The following is a 14,046-nucleotide window of genomic DNA, read 5'->3' on the forward strand; positions in this document are numbered from 1 at the left end:
TCTTCACGCATGAACACTGGTCAGGTTGCCCAGCTCGACGAGCTGGACGTGCGACTCATCGAACTGCTCGCCGAGGAACCCCGGATCGGCGTGCTGGAGTGCTCGCGCCGGCTCCGGGTCGCCCGGGGGACCGTCCAGGCGCGGCTCGACAAGCTGGTCGGCCGGGGCGTCATCGCCGGCTTCGGGCCGGACCTCGGCCCGGCCGCGCTCGGCTTCACGGTGACCAGCTTCGTCACCCTGGAGATCAGCCAGCGGCACGGGCACGACCCGGTCACCCGGCACCTGGCGGCGATCCCCGAGGTGTTGGAGGCGCACACCATCACCGGCTCGGGCGACCTGCTCTGCCGGATCGTGGCCCGCTCGAACACCGACCTGCAGCGGGTGATCGACCAGATCGTGGCGTACGAGGGGATCACCCGCGCCTCCACCATCATCGCGCTCGCCGAGCAGATCCCCTACCGGGTCCTTCCACTGCTGCGCTCGGCGGTGCGGTGAGTCCGGTCAGTTCTCCGCAAGCGTGTCGCCGAGGGGAGTGCGGCGGTAGCGGACGGACCGGCCGGAGCGGACCCGGGTGATCAGGCCCGCGTCGCGCAGCACCGACAGGTGGTCGCCGACGCCGCCCAGGCTCATCCCGAGCTGCACGACGAGCTGGCTGGTCGTGGCGGGCAGGGCGAGCGCCCGCAGCACCGCCGCGCGGGACCGCCCGACCAGCCGGTCCAGGGCGTCCTCGGGACGGCCCGGGTCGGGCGGCCCGAGCAGCTCGGCCACCCCGGAGGCCCGGTAGACGATCGCGAACGGCCACGGCGGCTCGACATAGTTGATCATCACGCCGAAGACCGTGGGGATGAAGAGCAGGCCCCGGCCGTCCAACGAGTAGCTGCGGGGGTCGCGGTCGGCCACCTCGATCGCGCCGAGGCCGCCACCGGAGACCCAGCGCAGCCTCGGGTCCAAGTCCGCCACGGCGGCCCCCCAGCCGTACGCGAGCAGGCGGCCCGCGCGATGTACCAGGTCCCGTTCCAGCACGGCCCGCAGTCGCGGCCAGTCCGGCTGTACCAGGGCCGTCCAGGACGCCTCGATCGCGTCGGCCAGCCGGTGCACGACGTCCGGCGCGTCGTAGATGCGGCGGGCGTACGCCGGTGGGGTGGGCAGTCCGGCGAGATTGCGGGACAACTCGTCACGGGCCTGCCCGAGCGGCGTGGCCCGGACCACGGCCAGCTCGTCGGCGAAGGTGCGACCGGTGCCGGCGGGCGGCGGCTGGATGAAGTCGGCGTTGTAGCCGCCCCGGCGCAGCAGCGCCATCAGCGCGCCCACCGCCGGGAAGTCCCGGCGCAGCCGCTCGAACACCGGTCGGGTACGGGCCACCCAGGGCGCCAGCCCCGGCACGGCGTGCTGGCCGGCGTGCACGCGCAGCGCCCAGACCGCCTCGCCCAGCGGCGAGATGGCGTACCGGCTGGCTGCCACGTCCGCCGGGGTGACCTCGATCCGCATCCCCGACCTTTCGCTCTCCAGCGAAAGGATAGAGCGGCCCGGCGCGTGCCACCAGGCTGAGCGGCGTGGACGACACCAGCATGAAAGCGCCGAAGGTGGCCGACCGGCAGGCCACCTTCCGGGACGTCTTCGCCGTCGCCGAGTTCCGGGTGGTCTTCGCCAGCTACGGGATCTTCATGATCGGCGAGACGGTGAAGATGCTCGCCCTCTCCGTGCTGGTCTACGAGCGCACCGGCTCCGGCCTGCTGGCCGCGCTCGCGTACGTCACCGGATTCCTGCCGCACGCGCTGGGTGGGCTGTTCCTGCTGGCCCTGGCCGACCGATGGCCCGCCCGCGCCCTGATCGTCGGCTACGACCTGGCGCGGCTGGCCACGGTGGCGGTGCTCGCCACGGGTGTGCTCTCCCCGTCGGCGATGCTCGGCCTGGTCGCCGTCGTGGCCCTCTTCGGTCCGGTGAGCAGCGCGTCCCGTACCGCGTTGCTGCCCGAGATGCTGCACGGTGACCGGTACGTGCTGGGTCGTTCGCTGCTCACCGTGGCCGCCGGGGGTACGCAGGTGGCCGGTTTCGCCGTCGGTGGTCTGCTGCTCGGACTGGTCGGCCCGTACGGCGCGCTCTGGTTGACCGCGGCGACCTGTGGCCTCTCCGCCCTGCTGGTGCGGTTCGGGCTGACTCCTCGTCCCGCCCGCGTCGGTCGGACGGGCGGCGGCCCGAGAACCGGTGCGTTCCGGGAGACCCTGCGGGTCAACCGGCAACTACTGGCGGATCGCCGGATCCGTGGCCTGCTGCTCGCCCAGTGGCTGCCCGGCTCGCTGCTGGTCGGCGCCGAGGGAGTGGCGGTGCCGTACGCGGCCGACCTCGGCCCGGGTGCGAGCGCCGGCGTCCTGCTGATGGCCGGTGCGGGCGGCATGCTCGTCGGCGACCTGCTGGTGGGGCGGTTCGTCGCGCCGGCCCGGCGGGAACGTCTGACGCCGTGGCTCGCGCTGCTGCTGGGCGTACCCATGCTGGCGTTCCTGGCCCGGCCGGCGCTGCTGCCCGCGGCGGTCCTGTTCGCGGTGGCGACCGCGGGGTTCGCCTACCAGCTCGGGCTGGCCCGGCGGTTCCTCGACGCGGTACCCGAGGCGCGCCGGGGGCAGGCGTTCGGACTGGTCAACACCGGCATGATGGCGGCGCAGGGGTTGGCCGCCGCCGGGGCCGGCGCGCTGAGCGAGGTGCTTTCCCCGGGGGTGGTGATGGCCGGCGCGGGGGCCGCCTCGGCCATCGCGACGCTGCTCCTGTGGCCGGTCCTCGCGGTGCCGGCGGTGCGGCCTACGCGATCTTCCCGGCGCGACACGCGGGGTGGTGCGGGCGGTGGCGAGCGTGGCTGGCTACCGTGTCCCGGTGGCGAAGGGGAGCGGCCTCGGCGTACGTAGCTGGCTGCTGCTCGGCCTGATCACGGTGGTGGTGCTCGCCGCTACCGGAGTCTGGAATCCGTTCCCCACCATGTGGGACTGGGTCAACCGGCCCCAACCGATCTCCCAGCCGGACGTGGTCTGGCAGCAACGTATCGGTGGCACCCCGCGCAGCGTCACCATCGCCGGGCAGAGCGTCGTGATCGAGCAGCGCACCCGGGTGGAGGCCCGCAGCCTGGCCGCCGGCACGCAGCTGTGGGAGCGCAAGGCCGACTGGAGCGCGGTCACCGGCGCCGGGCAGGAAGCCGTCGTCGTCGTGGGCAAGCTGCTGGTCAAGGGGTACGAGGTGCTCGACCCCGGCACCGGAGTGACCCGCCGCCGCGACGACGACGCGGTGGCCGTCTGGACCTACCGCAACCTGCTGCTGGACGCCCGCTGTGTGGAGGCCACCGACTGCACGCTGAGTGCCTGGGACCCGCGCGGCACCACTCCGCTGTGGACCGCGTTCCTGCCCGGAGTCAGCACCGGACTGCTCGCCGACAACCCGAATCTGCTCGACACCCGGCGGCTCGGCGGCAACCGGATCGACGGCGAGGTGGCCGGCCCGGAGGCGGTGCCGCCGCTGCTCGGCTTCCCGGTCGACGGCCGGGTGCACGTGGTGGACACCGCCACCGGCCGGGTGCTCCAGAACGTCGAACCGGGTCGGGAGGAACGGCTCGCCGTGATCGGCGGGCGCCTGCTGCGGATCACCGCCCGGTCACAGGACGGCAGTTGCTACTACGGCATCTCCGGTCGGGACTCGGCCACCGGCCAGGAGGCGTGGCAGCAGTCGGGACTCAACCTCCGCACCGCCGACAGCGCCGGTTGCGTGCAGCGGGAGGACCCGTACGGTGCCCGCAACGTGCTGCTCGGCGTGTCGCCCGACGGCCGGGAGGCGGTCCTCGACGCGTACGACGGTCGGTTGTTGCTGGTCACCGCGAACGGCGAACGGGTGCTCGCCGTCGACGACCGGTACGCGCTGGTCCGCACCGCCGACGGTGGCGCCGTATCCGCCCGTGAACTCGGTGCCGAGCGCACCCGGTGGAAGCGGCCGGCGGGGAAGAAAGCGGATGCGGCCCTCACCCCGTACGCGGCGATCGTCGCCGACGAGAAGCCCAACCGGCTGGTCGCGCTCGATCCGCGTACCGGGCGGGAACTGGCCGTGCTGCGTACCTCCGCGAACGCCCTCGCCGTGGGCCCCGCCGGCATGGTGATCGGGGAGGGCCGGGAGATCGGGTACGTCCGCTTCGGCGCGACGGCCGGCGGCACGCCGGGCGAGGCCGACGGGGCGGACCCGGGGCCCGCCGGCAGCGGAGCGGTGCCGCAGCCGCAGGACAGTTGCGGTCCGAAGAACGAGCTGTGCGCCGCCCCTGACCCCGGTAAGTGACCGGGCCCCCCGGGGGTGGGACGGACCAGACTCTCTGCCCTAGGCTTTGCCGTCATGAGCGAGCGGCAGCGAGCGAATCATCAGCGCAGTGCGATGGTGCCTCACGGCGGCACGAAGCGAAGCGGAGTGTCGTCGTGAGCGGTGCCGATTTCGCGTACGCCCCGCTGCTGCCGACCGGTCCGGACCAGACGGACTACCGCCTGGTCACCGACGAGGGCGTCGATGTGGTCAACGGCCCGGGTGGTCGGCGGTTCCTGACCGTCGAACCGGCCGCCCTGACCGCGCTCACCGCCGAGGCGATGCACGACATCGCGCACTTCCTGCGTCCCGCCCACCTGGCCCAGCTACGGTCGATCATCGATGACCCGGCGGCCTCCCCTAACGACCGGTTCGTCGCGCTGGACCTGCTGCGTAACGCCAACATCGCCGCCGGTGGGGTACTGCCGATGTGCCAGGACACCGGCACCGCGATCGTGATGGGCAAGCGGGGCCGGCACGTGCTCACCGATGGGACCGACGCGGAAGCGATCTCGCGGGGCGTGTGGCAGGCGTACACCCGGTTGAACCTGCGCTACTCGCAGCTCGCTCCACTGACCATGTGGGAGGAGCGCAACACCGGCAGCAACCTGCCCGCGCAGGTCGAGCTGTACGCCGACGACCCGGACGGCCACCCGGACGCGTACAAGTTCCTCTTCATGGCCAAGGGCGGCGGCTCGGCCAACAAGTCGTACCTCTACCAGGAGACGAAGGCGCTGTTGAATCCGACGCGGATGATGCAGTTCCTGGAGGAGAAGCTGCGGCTGATCGGCACCTCCGCCTGCCCGCCGTACCACCTGGCGGTGGTGATCGGCGGCACCAGCGCCGAGTACGCACTCAAGACCGCCAAGTACGCCTCCGCGAAGTACCTCGACGCCCTGCCCACCGCCGGCTCGATGACCGCGCACGGCTTCCGGGATCTGGAGCTGGAGGCGGAGGTGCTGGAGTTGACCCGCAACTTCGGTATCGGCGCGCAGTTCGGCGGTCGCTACTTCTGCCACGACGTGCGGGTGGTGCGGCTGCCCCGGCACGGCGCGTCCTGCCCGGTGGCCATCGCCGTTTCCTGCTCGGCCGACCGGCAGGCGGTTGCCAAGATCACCCCGTCGGGCGTGTGGCTGGAGCGACTCGAAACCGACCCGGCCCGCTTCCTGCCCGAGGTCACCGAGGCGCAGTTGGACGCGACCGAGGTGGTCCGCGTCGACCTCAACCGGCCGATGGACGAGATCCGCGCCGAGTTGTCCAAGTACCCGGTGAAGACCCGGCTGTCGCTGACCGGCCCGCTGGTGGTGGCCCGGGACATCGCGCACGCGAAGATCGCCGAACGGCTGGACGCGGGCGAGCCGATGCCGCAGTACCTGCGCGACCACGCCGTCTACTACGCCGGCCCCGCCAAGACCCCGGAGGGCTACGCCTCCGGTTCGTTCGGCCCGACCACCGCCGGTCGAATGGACGCGTACGTGGCGAAGTTCCAGGCCGCCGGCGGCTCGATGGTGATGCTGGCCAAGGGCAACCGGTCGGCGCAGGTGACCCGCTCCTGCGAGCAGCACGGCGGGTTCTACCTCGGCTCGATCGGCGGCCCGGCGGCCCGACTCGCTCAGGACTGCATCAAGCACGTCGAGGTCCTGGAGTACGCGGAACTCGGCATGGAGGCGGTCTGGAAGATCGAGGTGGCGGACTTCCCCGCGTTCATCGTGGTCGACGACAAGGGCAACGATTTCTTCGCCGAGGTCACCAAACCGGTCCTCACCATCGGTAGGCGCTGAGCGTCACCGGCTCAGCCGATCATCTGCAGGTCGTCGCGGCGCGGGGCAGGATGGTACGCGTGACGACTCCAGAGAGCACCGGCTACCGGATCGAACGCGACTCGATGGGCGAGGTGGAGGTGCCCGCCGAGGCGCTGTGGCGGGCTCAGACCCAGCGGGCGGTGCAGAACTTTCCGATCTCCGGCCGTGGCATCGAGCCGGCCCAGATCAGGGCGCTGGCCCAGATCAAGGGCGCGGCGGCTGAGGTCAACGGCGACCTGGGCGTGATCGACGCGAATGTGGCGGCGGCGATCGCCGCGGCCGCCGCGCACGTGGCCGAGGGCGGGTACGACGACCAGTTCCCGGTGGACGTGTTCCAGACCGGCTCCGGCACCTCGTCCAACATGAACACCAACGAGGTGATCGCCACCCTGGCCGGGCGGGAGTTGGGCAGCAGTGTTCATCCCAACGACGATGTCAACGCGTCGCAGTCCAGCAACGACGTGTTCCCGTCCTCGATCCACCTGGCCGCCACCGAGGCCGTCGTACGGGATCTGCTCCCGGCGCTGACTCACCTGGCGGGTGCGTTGGAGGCGAAGGCCGAGGAGTTCGAGACCGTCGTCAAGGCTGGACGTACCCACCTGATGGACGCCACTCCGGTGACGCTCGGGCAGGAGTTCGGCGGCTACGCCGCCCAGGTCCGCTACGGCATCGAGCGGTTGGAGGGGGTACTGCCGCGCCTGGCGGAGCTGCCGCTGGGCGGCACGGCGGTCGGCACCGGCATCAACACTCCGCTCGGTTTCGCCGCCCGGGTGATCGAGAAGCTGAGGGCCTCGACCGGGCTGCCGCTGACCGAGGCGCGCAACCACTTCGAGGCGCAGGGTGCCCGGGACGCCCTGGTCGAGACGTCGGGGCAGTTGCGTACCGTCGCCGTCGGGCTTTACAAGATTGCCAACGACATCCGCTGGATGGGTTCCGGCCCGCGCGCCGGCCTGCGTGAGCTGCGCATCCCGGACCTCCAGCCGGGCTCGTCGATCATGCCCGGCAAGGTCAACCCGGTGGTCTGCGAGGCGGTCCGGCAGGTCTGCGCGCAGGTGGTCGGCAACGACGCGACGGTGGCCTTCGCCGGCTCGCAGGGCGACTTCGAACTGAACGTCATGCTGCCGGTGATGGGCCGCAACATCCTGGAGTCGATCCGGCTGATCGCCGCGTCGAGCCGCCTGCTCGCCGACCGGTGCGTGGTCGGCCTGGTCGCGGACTCCGAGGTCTGCCTGTCGTACGCCGAGGGCTCGCCGTCGATCGTCACCCCGCTCAACCGTCACCTCGGCTACGACGAGGCCGCCTCGATCGCCAAGGAGGCATTGGCGAAGCAGATCTCCATCAAGGAGGTGGTGATCTCGCGAGGTCACCTCGACTCCGGCAAGCTCTCCGAGACCCAGTTGGAGGAGGCGCTCGACCTGCTCCGCATGACCCACCCCTGAGCCGCCGTGCCCGGCCCGCTGGTCCGTTCGCCGAACCCACCGGCCCGTCCGCTGGTCCGGCCCGTTCATCCGAGCTGCCCGGCCTGACCGTCTCGCCCGATCAGGCCTGGCTTGATCGACTCCAGTTGCGGCATCTTGCGGTCATCAGCAGCCCGGATGGGCCGGGATGCCGCAACACGAGTCGATCATTCGTCGGCTGGGCGACGCCGGGGTGCCCAGGCGAGGAAGCGGGCGAACAGCGCCGCCGGATCCGGACCGTCCTGCGGGTTCAGGCGGTACAGGTCGGCGGCCGCCTCGTGCAGCACCGCGCAGAGGTAGACGCTGAGCGCGACCCGGTCGTCGGCGTACTCGGCGACGAGATCAAGCCGCGCGGCGGCGCACGGCCAGGGCGCCGCGCAGACCCGGCAGAGCCAGAGCGGCCGCAACGGCAGGTGTGCCCGGCGCGACGCGGTCGGGGCCGTCATCCTCGACCACCAGCGCCCGGACGAGCCGCCCGGGACACGGTTCGAGGTTCGGCCCGGGACACGGTTCGAGGTTCGGCCCGAGAAGCGCTTCGGGTTCGGTCGGGGAAGCGTTCCGGGGCGCTTCGGGGTGCGGTCCGAGGGGTCACGGGCGTGGTCCGGGACATGGCGCGGCCTTCCTGTCGAGCTGAGTCGCTTGCGTCATCGCCCCGGCGGTGGGACCGCCCGGCCGGGGGAGCGGGCGGTCCCACCTCGACGCCGCGCTCGGGGGATGAGCGGCGGGCGTCGCGCTTCACAGTCTGCTGACAACACCACTACGGTCGGAAGTGTTCGTGCCTGCTGTCCGAGGCCCACTGCGGAAGGGCCGGGTCACCGGTGGCGTGGCGCTGGAGTCGATCGACCGGTTCCTGGAGGGCGGCTGGACATGGCGGGTGGGCAGACGACGGCGGCAGCGTTCCTGGTCGCGGAGCTGCGCCGGGCACGGGTCCGGCGGGGCTGGAGTCAGGAAGAGTTGGCCAAGGCCGTCAACTACTCGCCGTCGATGGTCAGTGCGGTGGAACTGGGCCAGCAGCCACCCACCCCGAAGTACCTGGAACAGTTCGACAAGGCCCTGGACACCAATGGCCTCTACGGCCGAATGCTCACCCACCTGGTAGCCCTCGACAAAGCCCAGGTCTGGCGACGAGGGGCGCAGGCGATCGTCCGGCAAGCGGCGAAACTCCGGTGGTATGAGCCGCTGTACGTGCCCGGTCTGCTACAGACGCAGGCGTATGCACGCGCCGTGTTTGAGGCCGGTGGGTTGCTGGACCCCGTGGAGGTGGAGCGGCGGCTCGCAGAGCGAATGGACAATCAGGCGGTGCTGTCCGGCGAACCCTCGCCCCACCTGGTGGCAATCATCGATGAGGCGGCCATCCGTCGATGCGTCGGGGACCGGAAGATCATTTTCGAGCAGGTGTCACACCTCGTGCAGGTCGCCAGCGAGCATCCGCGTGTGCGGCTACACGTCATTCCGCAGGCGGCGGCGGAGCACCCTGGCCTGGGTGGTCCGTTCCTTCTGGCCACGGCGAGGGACGGCACCGACATGGCTTTCCTCGGCAGCCACATCGGCGGACAGGAAGTGGACCGGCCAGCGGATCTCGATCTTCTCAGGCACGTGTGGGAGGTTTGCCTCGGCGAGGCGTACACGCCAACCCAGTCGATCGAGTTGATGAGGGAAGTGGCCGAGTCATGGAGCTGACTGGTGCCCGGTGGCGCAAGAGCAGTCGTAGTGCCCAGTCGAACGACTGTGTCGAGGTGGCGACGAACCTGCCTGGGGTGGTGGGAGTGCGGGACAGTAAGGACTCGGCGGGGGCGGTGCTGAGCTTTGACGCGTACGCCTGGCGGGTCTTTGTCGCGGCGCCGCCGCGCCGGACGTGACCGCCCTGCCCGGCGCGGAGGTGTTGGAGCGGCTGGCGCGGGAGCGGGTCGTCTGGATCTGCACGCTGCGGCCGGACGGCTCGCCGCATCTGACGCCGGTCTGGTTCCACTACGTCGAGGGTGAGTGGTGGATCGGCACCGGCGAGCGCAACCGGAAGGTACGCAACGTCGCCGCCGATCCTCGGGTGTCGCTGGCGCTGCCCGACGGTGATGCGCCGGTTGTCGCCGAGGGCGAGGCGAGCATCGTCCGCCGGCCGTTCCCACCCGAGGTGGTGGAGGCGCTTCGCCGCCGGTACGACGGCTGGGACGTCACGGTGGACGGCCCGGACGGCCGCTACGTGCTGCTCCGGGTCGTGGTGACCCGCTGGCTGATGGCCGGCCGCGCTCGCTGACCGGCGTCGGTCGTTCGAGACGAAGACGTGGGTACATCTGTTGTCGTTCCAGCGACAAGAAACGTACCCACAGTCGGTTGCGGCGAGGCAGGCGCTTCGCGCCCGCCTCGCCGCCGCACACCAGCGCTCAGCTGCGGGCGGCGGCCCGGCGGGCCCGGTAGGCGCTGACGGCGGCCCGGTTGCCGCAGCCGGCCTCGCAGAACCGGCGGGATCGGTTCTTGGACAGGTCGATTAGCACGTTGTCGCAGTCGGGGTGCTCGCAGATGCGCAGCCGGCGCAGCTCGCCACCGCGTACCACGTCCGCGATCGCCATCGCCGCCTCGACCGCGATCCGGGTGGCCAGCGGGGCGTCCCGGGGTACGGCGTGCAGATGGTACGGCTCTGTGTCGTGCGTGATGAGCTGGGGCAGCGCCCGGTGCTCGCGGAGCAGGGCGTTGACGATCGACACGATCTCGTTGACCTCGGCGTGCCAGATCCGGCGGAGGCGGGGGCGCAGCGCGCGTACCGCACGTAGTTCGGCCTCGGTGTGCTCGTGCCGGCCGCTGTACGAGTGGCTGGTGTAGAAGGCGTCCAGGGCGGCGACGTCCGGTAGCCCTTCGCCGTCGGAGCCGGCGGTGTTCACCAGCGCCGCGGCGGCGATGAGCGAACACTCGGTGTCATGGGCGAAAAGCAACTTGACTCCTGTCGTGGCCCCGTCTAGCGTCATCGGCATAATCTATTTTGCCCATGGCGGGCGGTCGTGCCAAGGAGAGCCCCATGCGTCAACCGCCCGCCGCGGGTGCCGGTCTCGCACTCGCGCTGCTCTCCGCGGTCACCTTCGCCACCTCAGGCACCTTCGCCCGATCCCTGATCGACGCCGGCTGGTCGGCCGAGGCGGTCGTCATCGCCCGGGTCGGTATCGCCGCCCTGATCCTGATGGTGCCGGCAATGCTCGTGCTGCGGGGACGATGGCCGGTGCTGCGCCGCAACCTCACCTCGATCGGCGTCTTCGGGCTACTCGGGGTTGCGGTCGCCCAGGCGTGCTTCTTCAACGCCGTGCGTTACCTGCCGGTCGGCGTCGCCCTGCTGCTGGAATACCTCGGCATCGTCCTCGTCGTCGGATGGTCCTGGCTGGTGCAGGGCCAGCGCCCCCGGCGGCTGACCGTCGCCGGCTCGGTGGCGGCCGTGGTCGGGCTGGCCTTCGTGCTGGACCTGACCGGGGCGGGTCGGCTCGACGTGGTCGGCGTCCTCTGGGGACTCGGCGCTGCGGTCGGGCTGGCCGGGTACTTCGTGCTCGCCGGCCGGGTCGACCCGGCCCTGCCGTCGATGATCATGGCCAGCGGCGGGATGGCCGCCGGCGCCGGAGTGCTGCTGCTGCTCGGCCTGACCGGCGCACTGCCACTGCGGGCCACCTTCGACACCGTGCAGTTCGCCGGCGCGCAGACCAGTTGGCTGGTGCCGATCGTCGGTCTGACGCTGGTGGCCGCGGTCGTCGCCTACCTGGCTGGGATCGCCGCGGTGCGGGTGCTCGGTTCCCGGCTGGCCTCGTTCGTCGGGCTGACCGAGGTGATGTTCGCGGTCCTGATCGCCTGGCTGGTCCTGGGCGAGCTGCCGACGATCGTGCAACTGCTCGGCGGGTTGCTGATCGTCGCGGGTGTGGCGCTGGTCCGCCTCGACGAGCTGCGCAAGCCCGTCCAGCCGGCTCGGGCGGAGGTTACCGAGCCGGCCCTGCGGTGACAGGCTGTCCGGCATGCTGACCACAGTGGTGTTCGATGTCGACGAGACCCTTGTCGATCTGCGGCCGGCCGTCACCGCCGGGCTGGAGGTCGTACTGGCGCAGATGCGGCGGCTCACCCCGGCGGCGGTCGAGGTCACTCTCGCGGACCTGGAATCGGACTGGGGTGCGGTCTTCGGTGACCTGGCCGCCGCGCCGGTGGCCGAGATCCGGCGGGCCGCTCTGGCCCGGTCGCTGGAGCGGGCCGGGCTCGGTGCCCACCTGGACGAGATCAGCGCGATGTTCTTCGCCCGCCGCTTCGCGCTGACCCGGCCGTTCGCCGACACGCTGCCGGCGCTGGCCGCCCTGCGCCAACGATGGACGCTGGGCCTTGCCACCAACGGCAACAGCCGCGCCGAACGCTGCGGCCTCGCCGGCGAGTTCGCCTTCGAGGTGTACGCGCACTGCGACGGAGTGCCGAAGAAGCCCGCCCCGGATTTCTACGCGGCGGTGTGTGCTGCCGCCGGAGCGGACCCGGCGCAGGTGGTACACGTCGGCGACAACCCGGCTCATGACGTGGTCGGTGCGCAGCGGGCCGGCCTGCGGGCCGTCTGGCTGAATCGCCGAGGCGAGCGGTTGCCGACGGATGTGCTGCCGGACGCCGTGGTCACCACGTTGACCGAGCTGCCCAGCGTGCTGGCCGATCTTTCCGGCGAAGCGGATCTTCCGCCGTTTATCCGGCGCTGCTCTGGCGAAACCTCACGCGTTGATGTCTGATGACGCCACGTCCCTCAACGAGAGGATCCGATGTGGTGAGCAAGCGCTTCACCGTCGGTGCCGTCGCGACCGCGGCGGCACTGACACTCACGGTCACAGGTCTGGGAGTGCCCGCCAGCGCCGAGCCGGCGGAACTGCGGACCTTCACCGTGGTCGCCGAGGACGGCGTCTCCACCGACGCGGCGCTGGCCGCGATCCGGTCGGCGGGCGGGACCGTGGTGTCCCGCAGCGACGAGGTCGGTGTCTACCAGGTGACGACCGACCGGGCCGACTTCGCGACGAAGGCGACCTCCGCCGCCGCCCTGATCGGCGCGGCCGAGGAGAAGGCCATCGGGCGCAAACCGCGCCTCGACCGGGTCGAGCAGGAACACCTGCTCGCCGCCGCGGCCGCCAAGGGCGCCGGTAAGCAGCGGGGCAAGAAGATGGACCCGCTGGACGACAAGCTCTGGGGTCTGGAGATGATCCGGGCCGACAAGGCACGCAAGGTGGAGCCCGGCGACCGCCGGGTGACCGTCGGCGTCCTCGACACCGGCGTCGACGCCGGTCACCCCGACATCGCCCCCAACTTCGACTGGACGCTGTCGCGGAACTTCGCCCCCGACATCCCGGAGATCGACGGTGAGTGCGAGGTAGCGAGCTGCCTCGACCCGGTCGGCACCGACGACGGCGGTCACGGCACCCACGTCGCCGGCACCATCGGCGCCGCGGCGAACGGGTTCGGCCTCTCTGGTGTCGCGCCGAAGGTCTCGCTAGTCGAGCTCAAGGGCGGCCAGGACTCCGGTTACTTCTTCCTGAACCCGGTCGTGAACGCCCTGCTGCACGCGGGCAAGTCGGGTCTGGACGTGGTCAACATGTCCTTCTACGTCGACCCGTGGCTCTACAACTGCACGGCCAACCCGGCTGACTCGCCGGAGGCGCAGGCGGCCCAGCGGGCCACCATCCGGGCGATGGGGCGGGCGCTGACCTTCGCCCACAACCGGGGCGTGACGCTCGTCGGCGCTCTGGGCAACAACCACGAGGACCTGGGCGACCCGCGTACCGACGTCTCCAGCCCCAACTACGGTGACGTCGCGCCGTACCCGCGCGAGATCGACAACGACAGCTGCTGGGACCTGCCCGCCGAAGGGCCGCACGTCATCAGCGTCTCCTCGGTCGGCCCGTCGGGCAAGAAGTCCGACTTCTCCAACTACGGGACCGAGCAGACCTCGGTGGCCGCGCCGGGTGGCTGGTACCGGGACGGCTTCGGCACGGACACGTTCCGCACCGACGCCAACATGATCCTCTCCACCTACCCGAAGAAGGTCCTCCAGGAGGAGGGTGCGGTCGACGAGGACGGCAACATCGTGCCCGGCGCCGAGACCTTCGTGTTCAAGGACTGCAAGCGCAACGGAGAGTGCGGTTACTACACCTACCTGCAGGGCACCTCGATGGCGGCACCGCACGCCTCCGGGGTCGCCGCGCTGATCGTGAGCCGCTACGGCAAGAAGCAGGGCCGTGACGGCTACGGTATGGCGCCGGACCAGGTCGAGCAGCAGCTCCTCCGGACCGCCGACGAGCGGGCCTGCCCGGAGCCGCGGCTGTTCAGCTACGCCAACGAGGGCCGGCCGGCCGAGTTCGACGCCTACTGCGCCGGCTCGCGCAACTTCAACGGCTTCTACGGGCACGGCATCGTCGACGCGTACGCGGCGGTGACGGTCAAGCCGCGCCGATAGCACGCCTCTGATCGACGGCAGGTGGCCGGGCTGG

14 protein-coding genes are annotated in these 14,046 nt (G+C 71.3%); 11 read left to right on the plus strand and 3 right to left on the minus strand.

Translation table 11 applies throughout. The features are described from left to right. Nucleotides 1-9: 9 nt before the first annotated feature. The gene (locus O3597_RS27670) at nt 10-495 is read left to right on the plus strand and encodes an Lrp/AsnC family transcriptional regulator (RefSeq protein ID WP_164448589.1); all 486 of its coding nucleotides are present in this window, start codon (nt 10-12) and stop codon (nt 493-495) included. Between the two features lie 6 nt (nt 496-501). Here the strand turns inward: O3597_RS27670 and O3597_RS27675 are convergent, their stop codons facing one another. Then, on the minus strand, nt 502-1,488 hold the full coding sequence (locus tag O3597_RS27675) for a helix-turn-helix domain-containing protein (RefSeq protein WP_164448588.1): 987 nt from the start codon (nt 1,486-1,488) through the stop codon (nt 502-504). A gap of 80 nt (nt 1,489-1,568) precedes the next feature. Between O3597_RS27675 and O3597_RS27680 the strand changes: the two genes are divergently transcribed. From O3597_RS27680 to O3597_RS27695, 4 genes are all read left to right on the plus strand, one after another. Next, nucleotides 1,569-2,897 carry an MFS transporter gene (locus tag O3597_RS27680; RefSeq protein ID WP_281604653.1) on the plus strand — a complete coding sequence of 443 codons (1,329 nt, stop codon included), beginning with the start codon at nt 1,569-1,571 and terminating at the stop codon, nt 2,895-2,897. Beyond that, nucleotides 2,866-4,302, plus strand: a complete 1,437-nt coding sequence (locus tag O3597_RS27685) for a PQQ-binding-like beta-propeller repeat protein (RefSeq protein WP_164448587.1) — start codon at nt 2,866-2,868, stop codon at nt 4,300-4,302. Before O3597_RS27680 ends, O3597_RS27685 begins: the two co-directional genes overlap by 32 nt. A gap of 134 nt (nt 4,303-4,436) precedes the next feature. Next, complete coding sequence (locus O3597_RS27690; protein ID WP_164448586.1) at nt 4,437-6,101, plus strand: fumarate hydratase; 1,665 nt, start codon at nt 4,437-4,439, stop codon at nt 6,099-6,101. A 50-nt stretch (nt 6,102-6,151) separates the two neighbouring features. Next, nucleotides 6,152-7,561: a class II fumarate hydratase gene (locus O3597_RS27695; RefSeq protein WP_281602857.1), complete on the plus strand. Its 1,410-nt coding sequence runs from the start codon at nt 6,152-6,154 to the stop codon at nt 7,559-7,561. A gap of 185 nt (nt 7,562-7,746) precedes the next feature. On the opposite strand, the gene O3597_RS27700 is transcribed toward O3597_RS27695, so the two are convergent. Then, nucleotides 7,747-8,025 (minus strand): hypothetical protein, encoded by a 279-nt coding sequence (locus O3597_RS27700; protein WP_281602858.1) that lies wholly within the window; start codon nt 8,023-8,025, stop codon nt 7,747-7,749. 421 nt (nt 8,026-8,446) lie between these two features. Here O3597_RS27700 and O3597_RS27705 point away from each other — a divergent pair, with 421 nt between their 5' ends. The 3 genes from O3597_RS27705 to O3597_RS27715 are packed head-to-tail and all read left to right on the plus strand — an operon-like array spanning nt 8,447 to nt 9,830. Continuing rightward, complete coding sequence (locus O3597_RS27705; protein ID WP_281602859.1) at nt 8,447-9,259, plus strand: helix-turn-helix transcriptional regulator; 813 nt, start codon at nt 8,447-8,449, stop codon at nt 9,257-9,259. Further along, entirely contained in the window at nt 9,250-9,438 is a 189-nt protein-coding gene (locus tag O3597_RS27710; protein ID WP_281602860.1) for a DUF397 domain-containing protein, read from the plus strand. Before O3597_RS27705 ends, O3597_RS27710 begins: the two co-directional genes overlap by 10 nt. Further along, the gene (locus O3597_RS27715) at nt 9,435-9,830 is read left to right on the plus strand and encodes a TIGR03618 family F420-dependent PPOX class oxidoreductase (RefSeq protein WP_164448581.1); all 396 of its coding nucleotides are present in this window, start codon (nt 9,435-9,437) and stop codon (nt 9,828-9,830) included. Before O3597_RS27710 ends, O3597_RS27715 begins: the two co-directional genes overlap by 4 nt. A 127-nt stretch (nt 9,831-9,957) precedes the next feature. Here the strand turns inward: O3597_RS27715 and O3597_RS27720 are convergent, their stop codons facing one another. After that, nucleotides 9,958-10,503 (minus strand): CGNR zinc finger domain-containing protein, encoded by a 546-nt coding sequence (locus tag O3597_RS27720; protein ID WP_281602861.1) that lies wholly within the window; start codon nt 10,501-10,503, stop codon nt 9,958-9,960. Between the two features lie 83 nt (nt 10,504-10,586). Here O3597_RS27720 and O3597_RS27725 point away from each other — a divergent pair, with 83 nt between their 5' ends. The 3 genes from O3597_RS27725 to O3597_RS27735 are packed head-to-tail and all read left to right on the plus strand — an operon-like array spanning nt 10,587 to nt 14,012. Further along, complete coding sequence (locus tag O3597_RS27725) at nt 10,587-11,546, plus strand: EamA family transporter (protein ID WP_281602862.1); 960 nt, start codon at nt 10,587-10,589, stop codon at nt 11,544-11,546. Nucleotides 11,547-11,559: 13 nt separating this feature from the next. Beyond that, nucleotides 11,560-12,300 (plus strand): HAD family hydrolase, encoded by a 741-nt coding sequence (locus tag O3597_RS27730; RefSeq protein ID WP_281602863.1) that lies wholly within the window; start codon nt 11,560-11,562, stop codon nt 12,298-12,300. A 35-nt stretch (nt 12,301-12,335) separates the two neighbouring features. After that, entirely contained in the window at nt 12,336-14,012 is a 1,677-nt protein-coding gene (locus O3597_RS27735) for a S8 family serine peptidase (protein ID WP_164448577.1), read from the plus strand. Nucleotides 14,013-14,046 lie beyond the last annotated feature (34 nt).

Source organism: Verrucosispora sp. WMMA2044 (genome assembly GCF_027497155.1).
Taxonomy (GTDB): Bacteria; Actinomycetota; Actinomycetes; order Mycobacteriales; family Micromonosporaceae; genus Micromonospora; species Micromonospora palythoicola.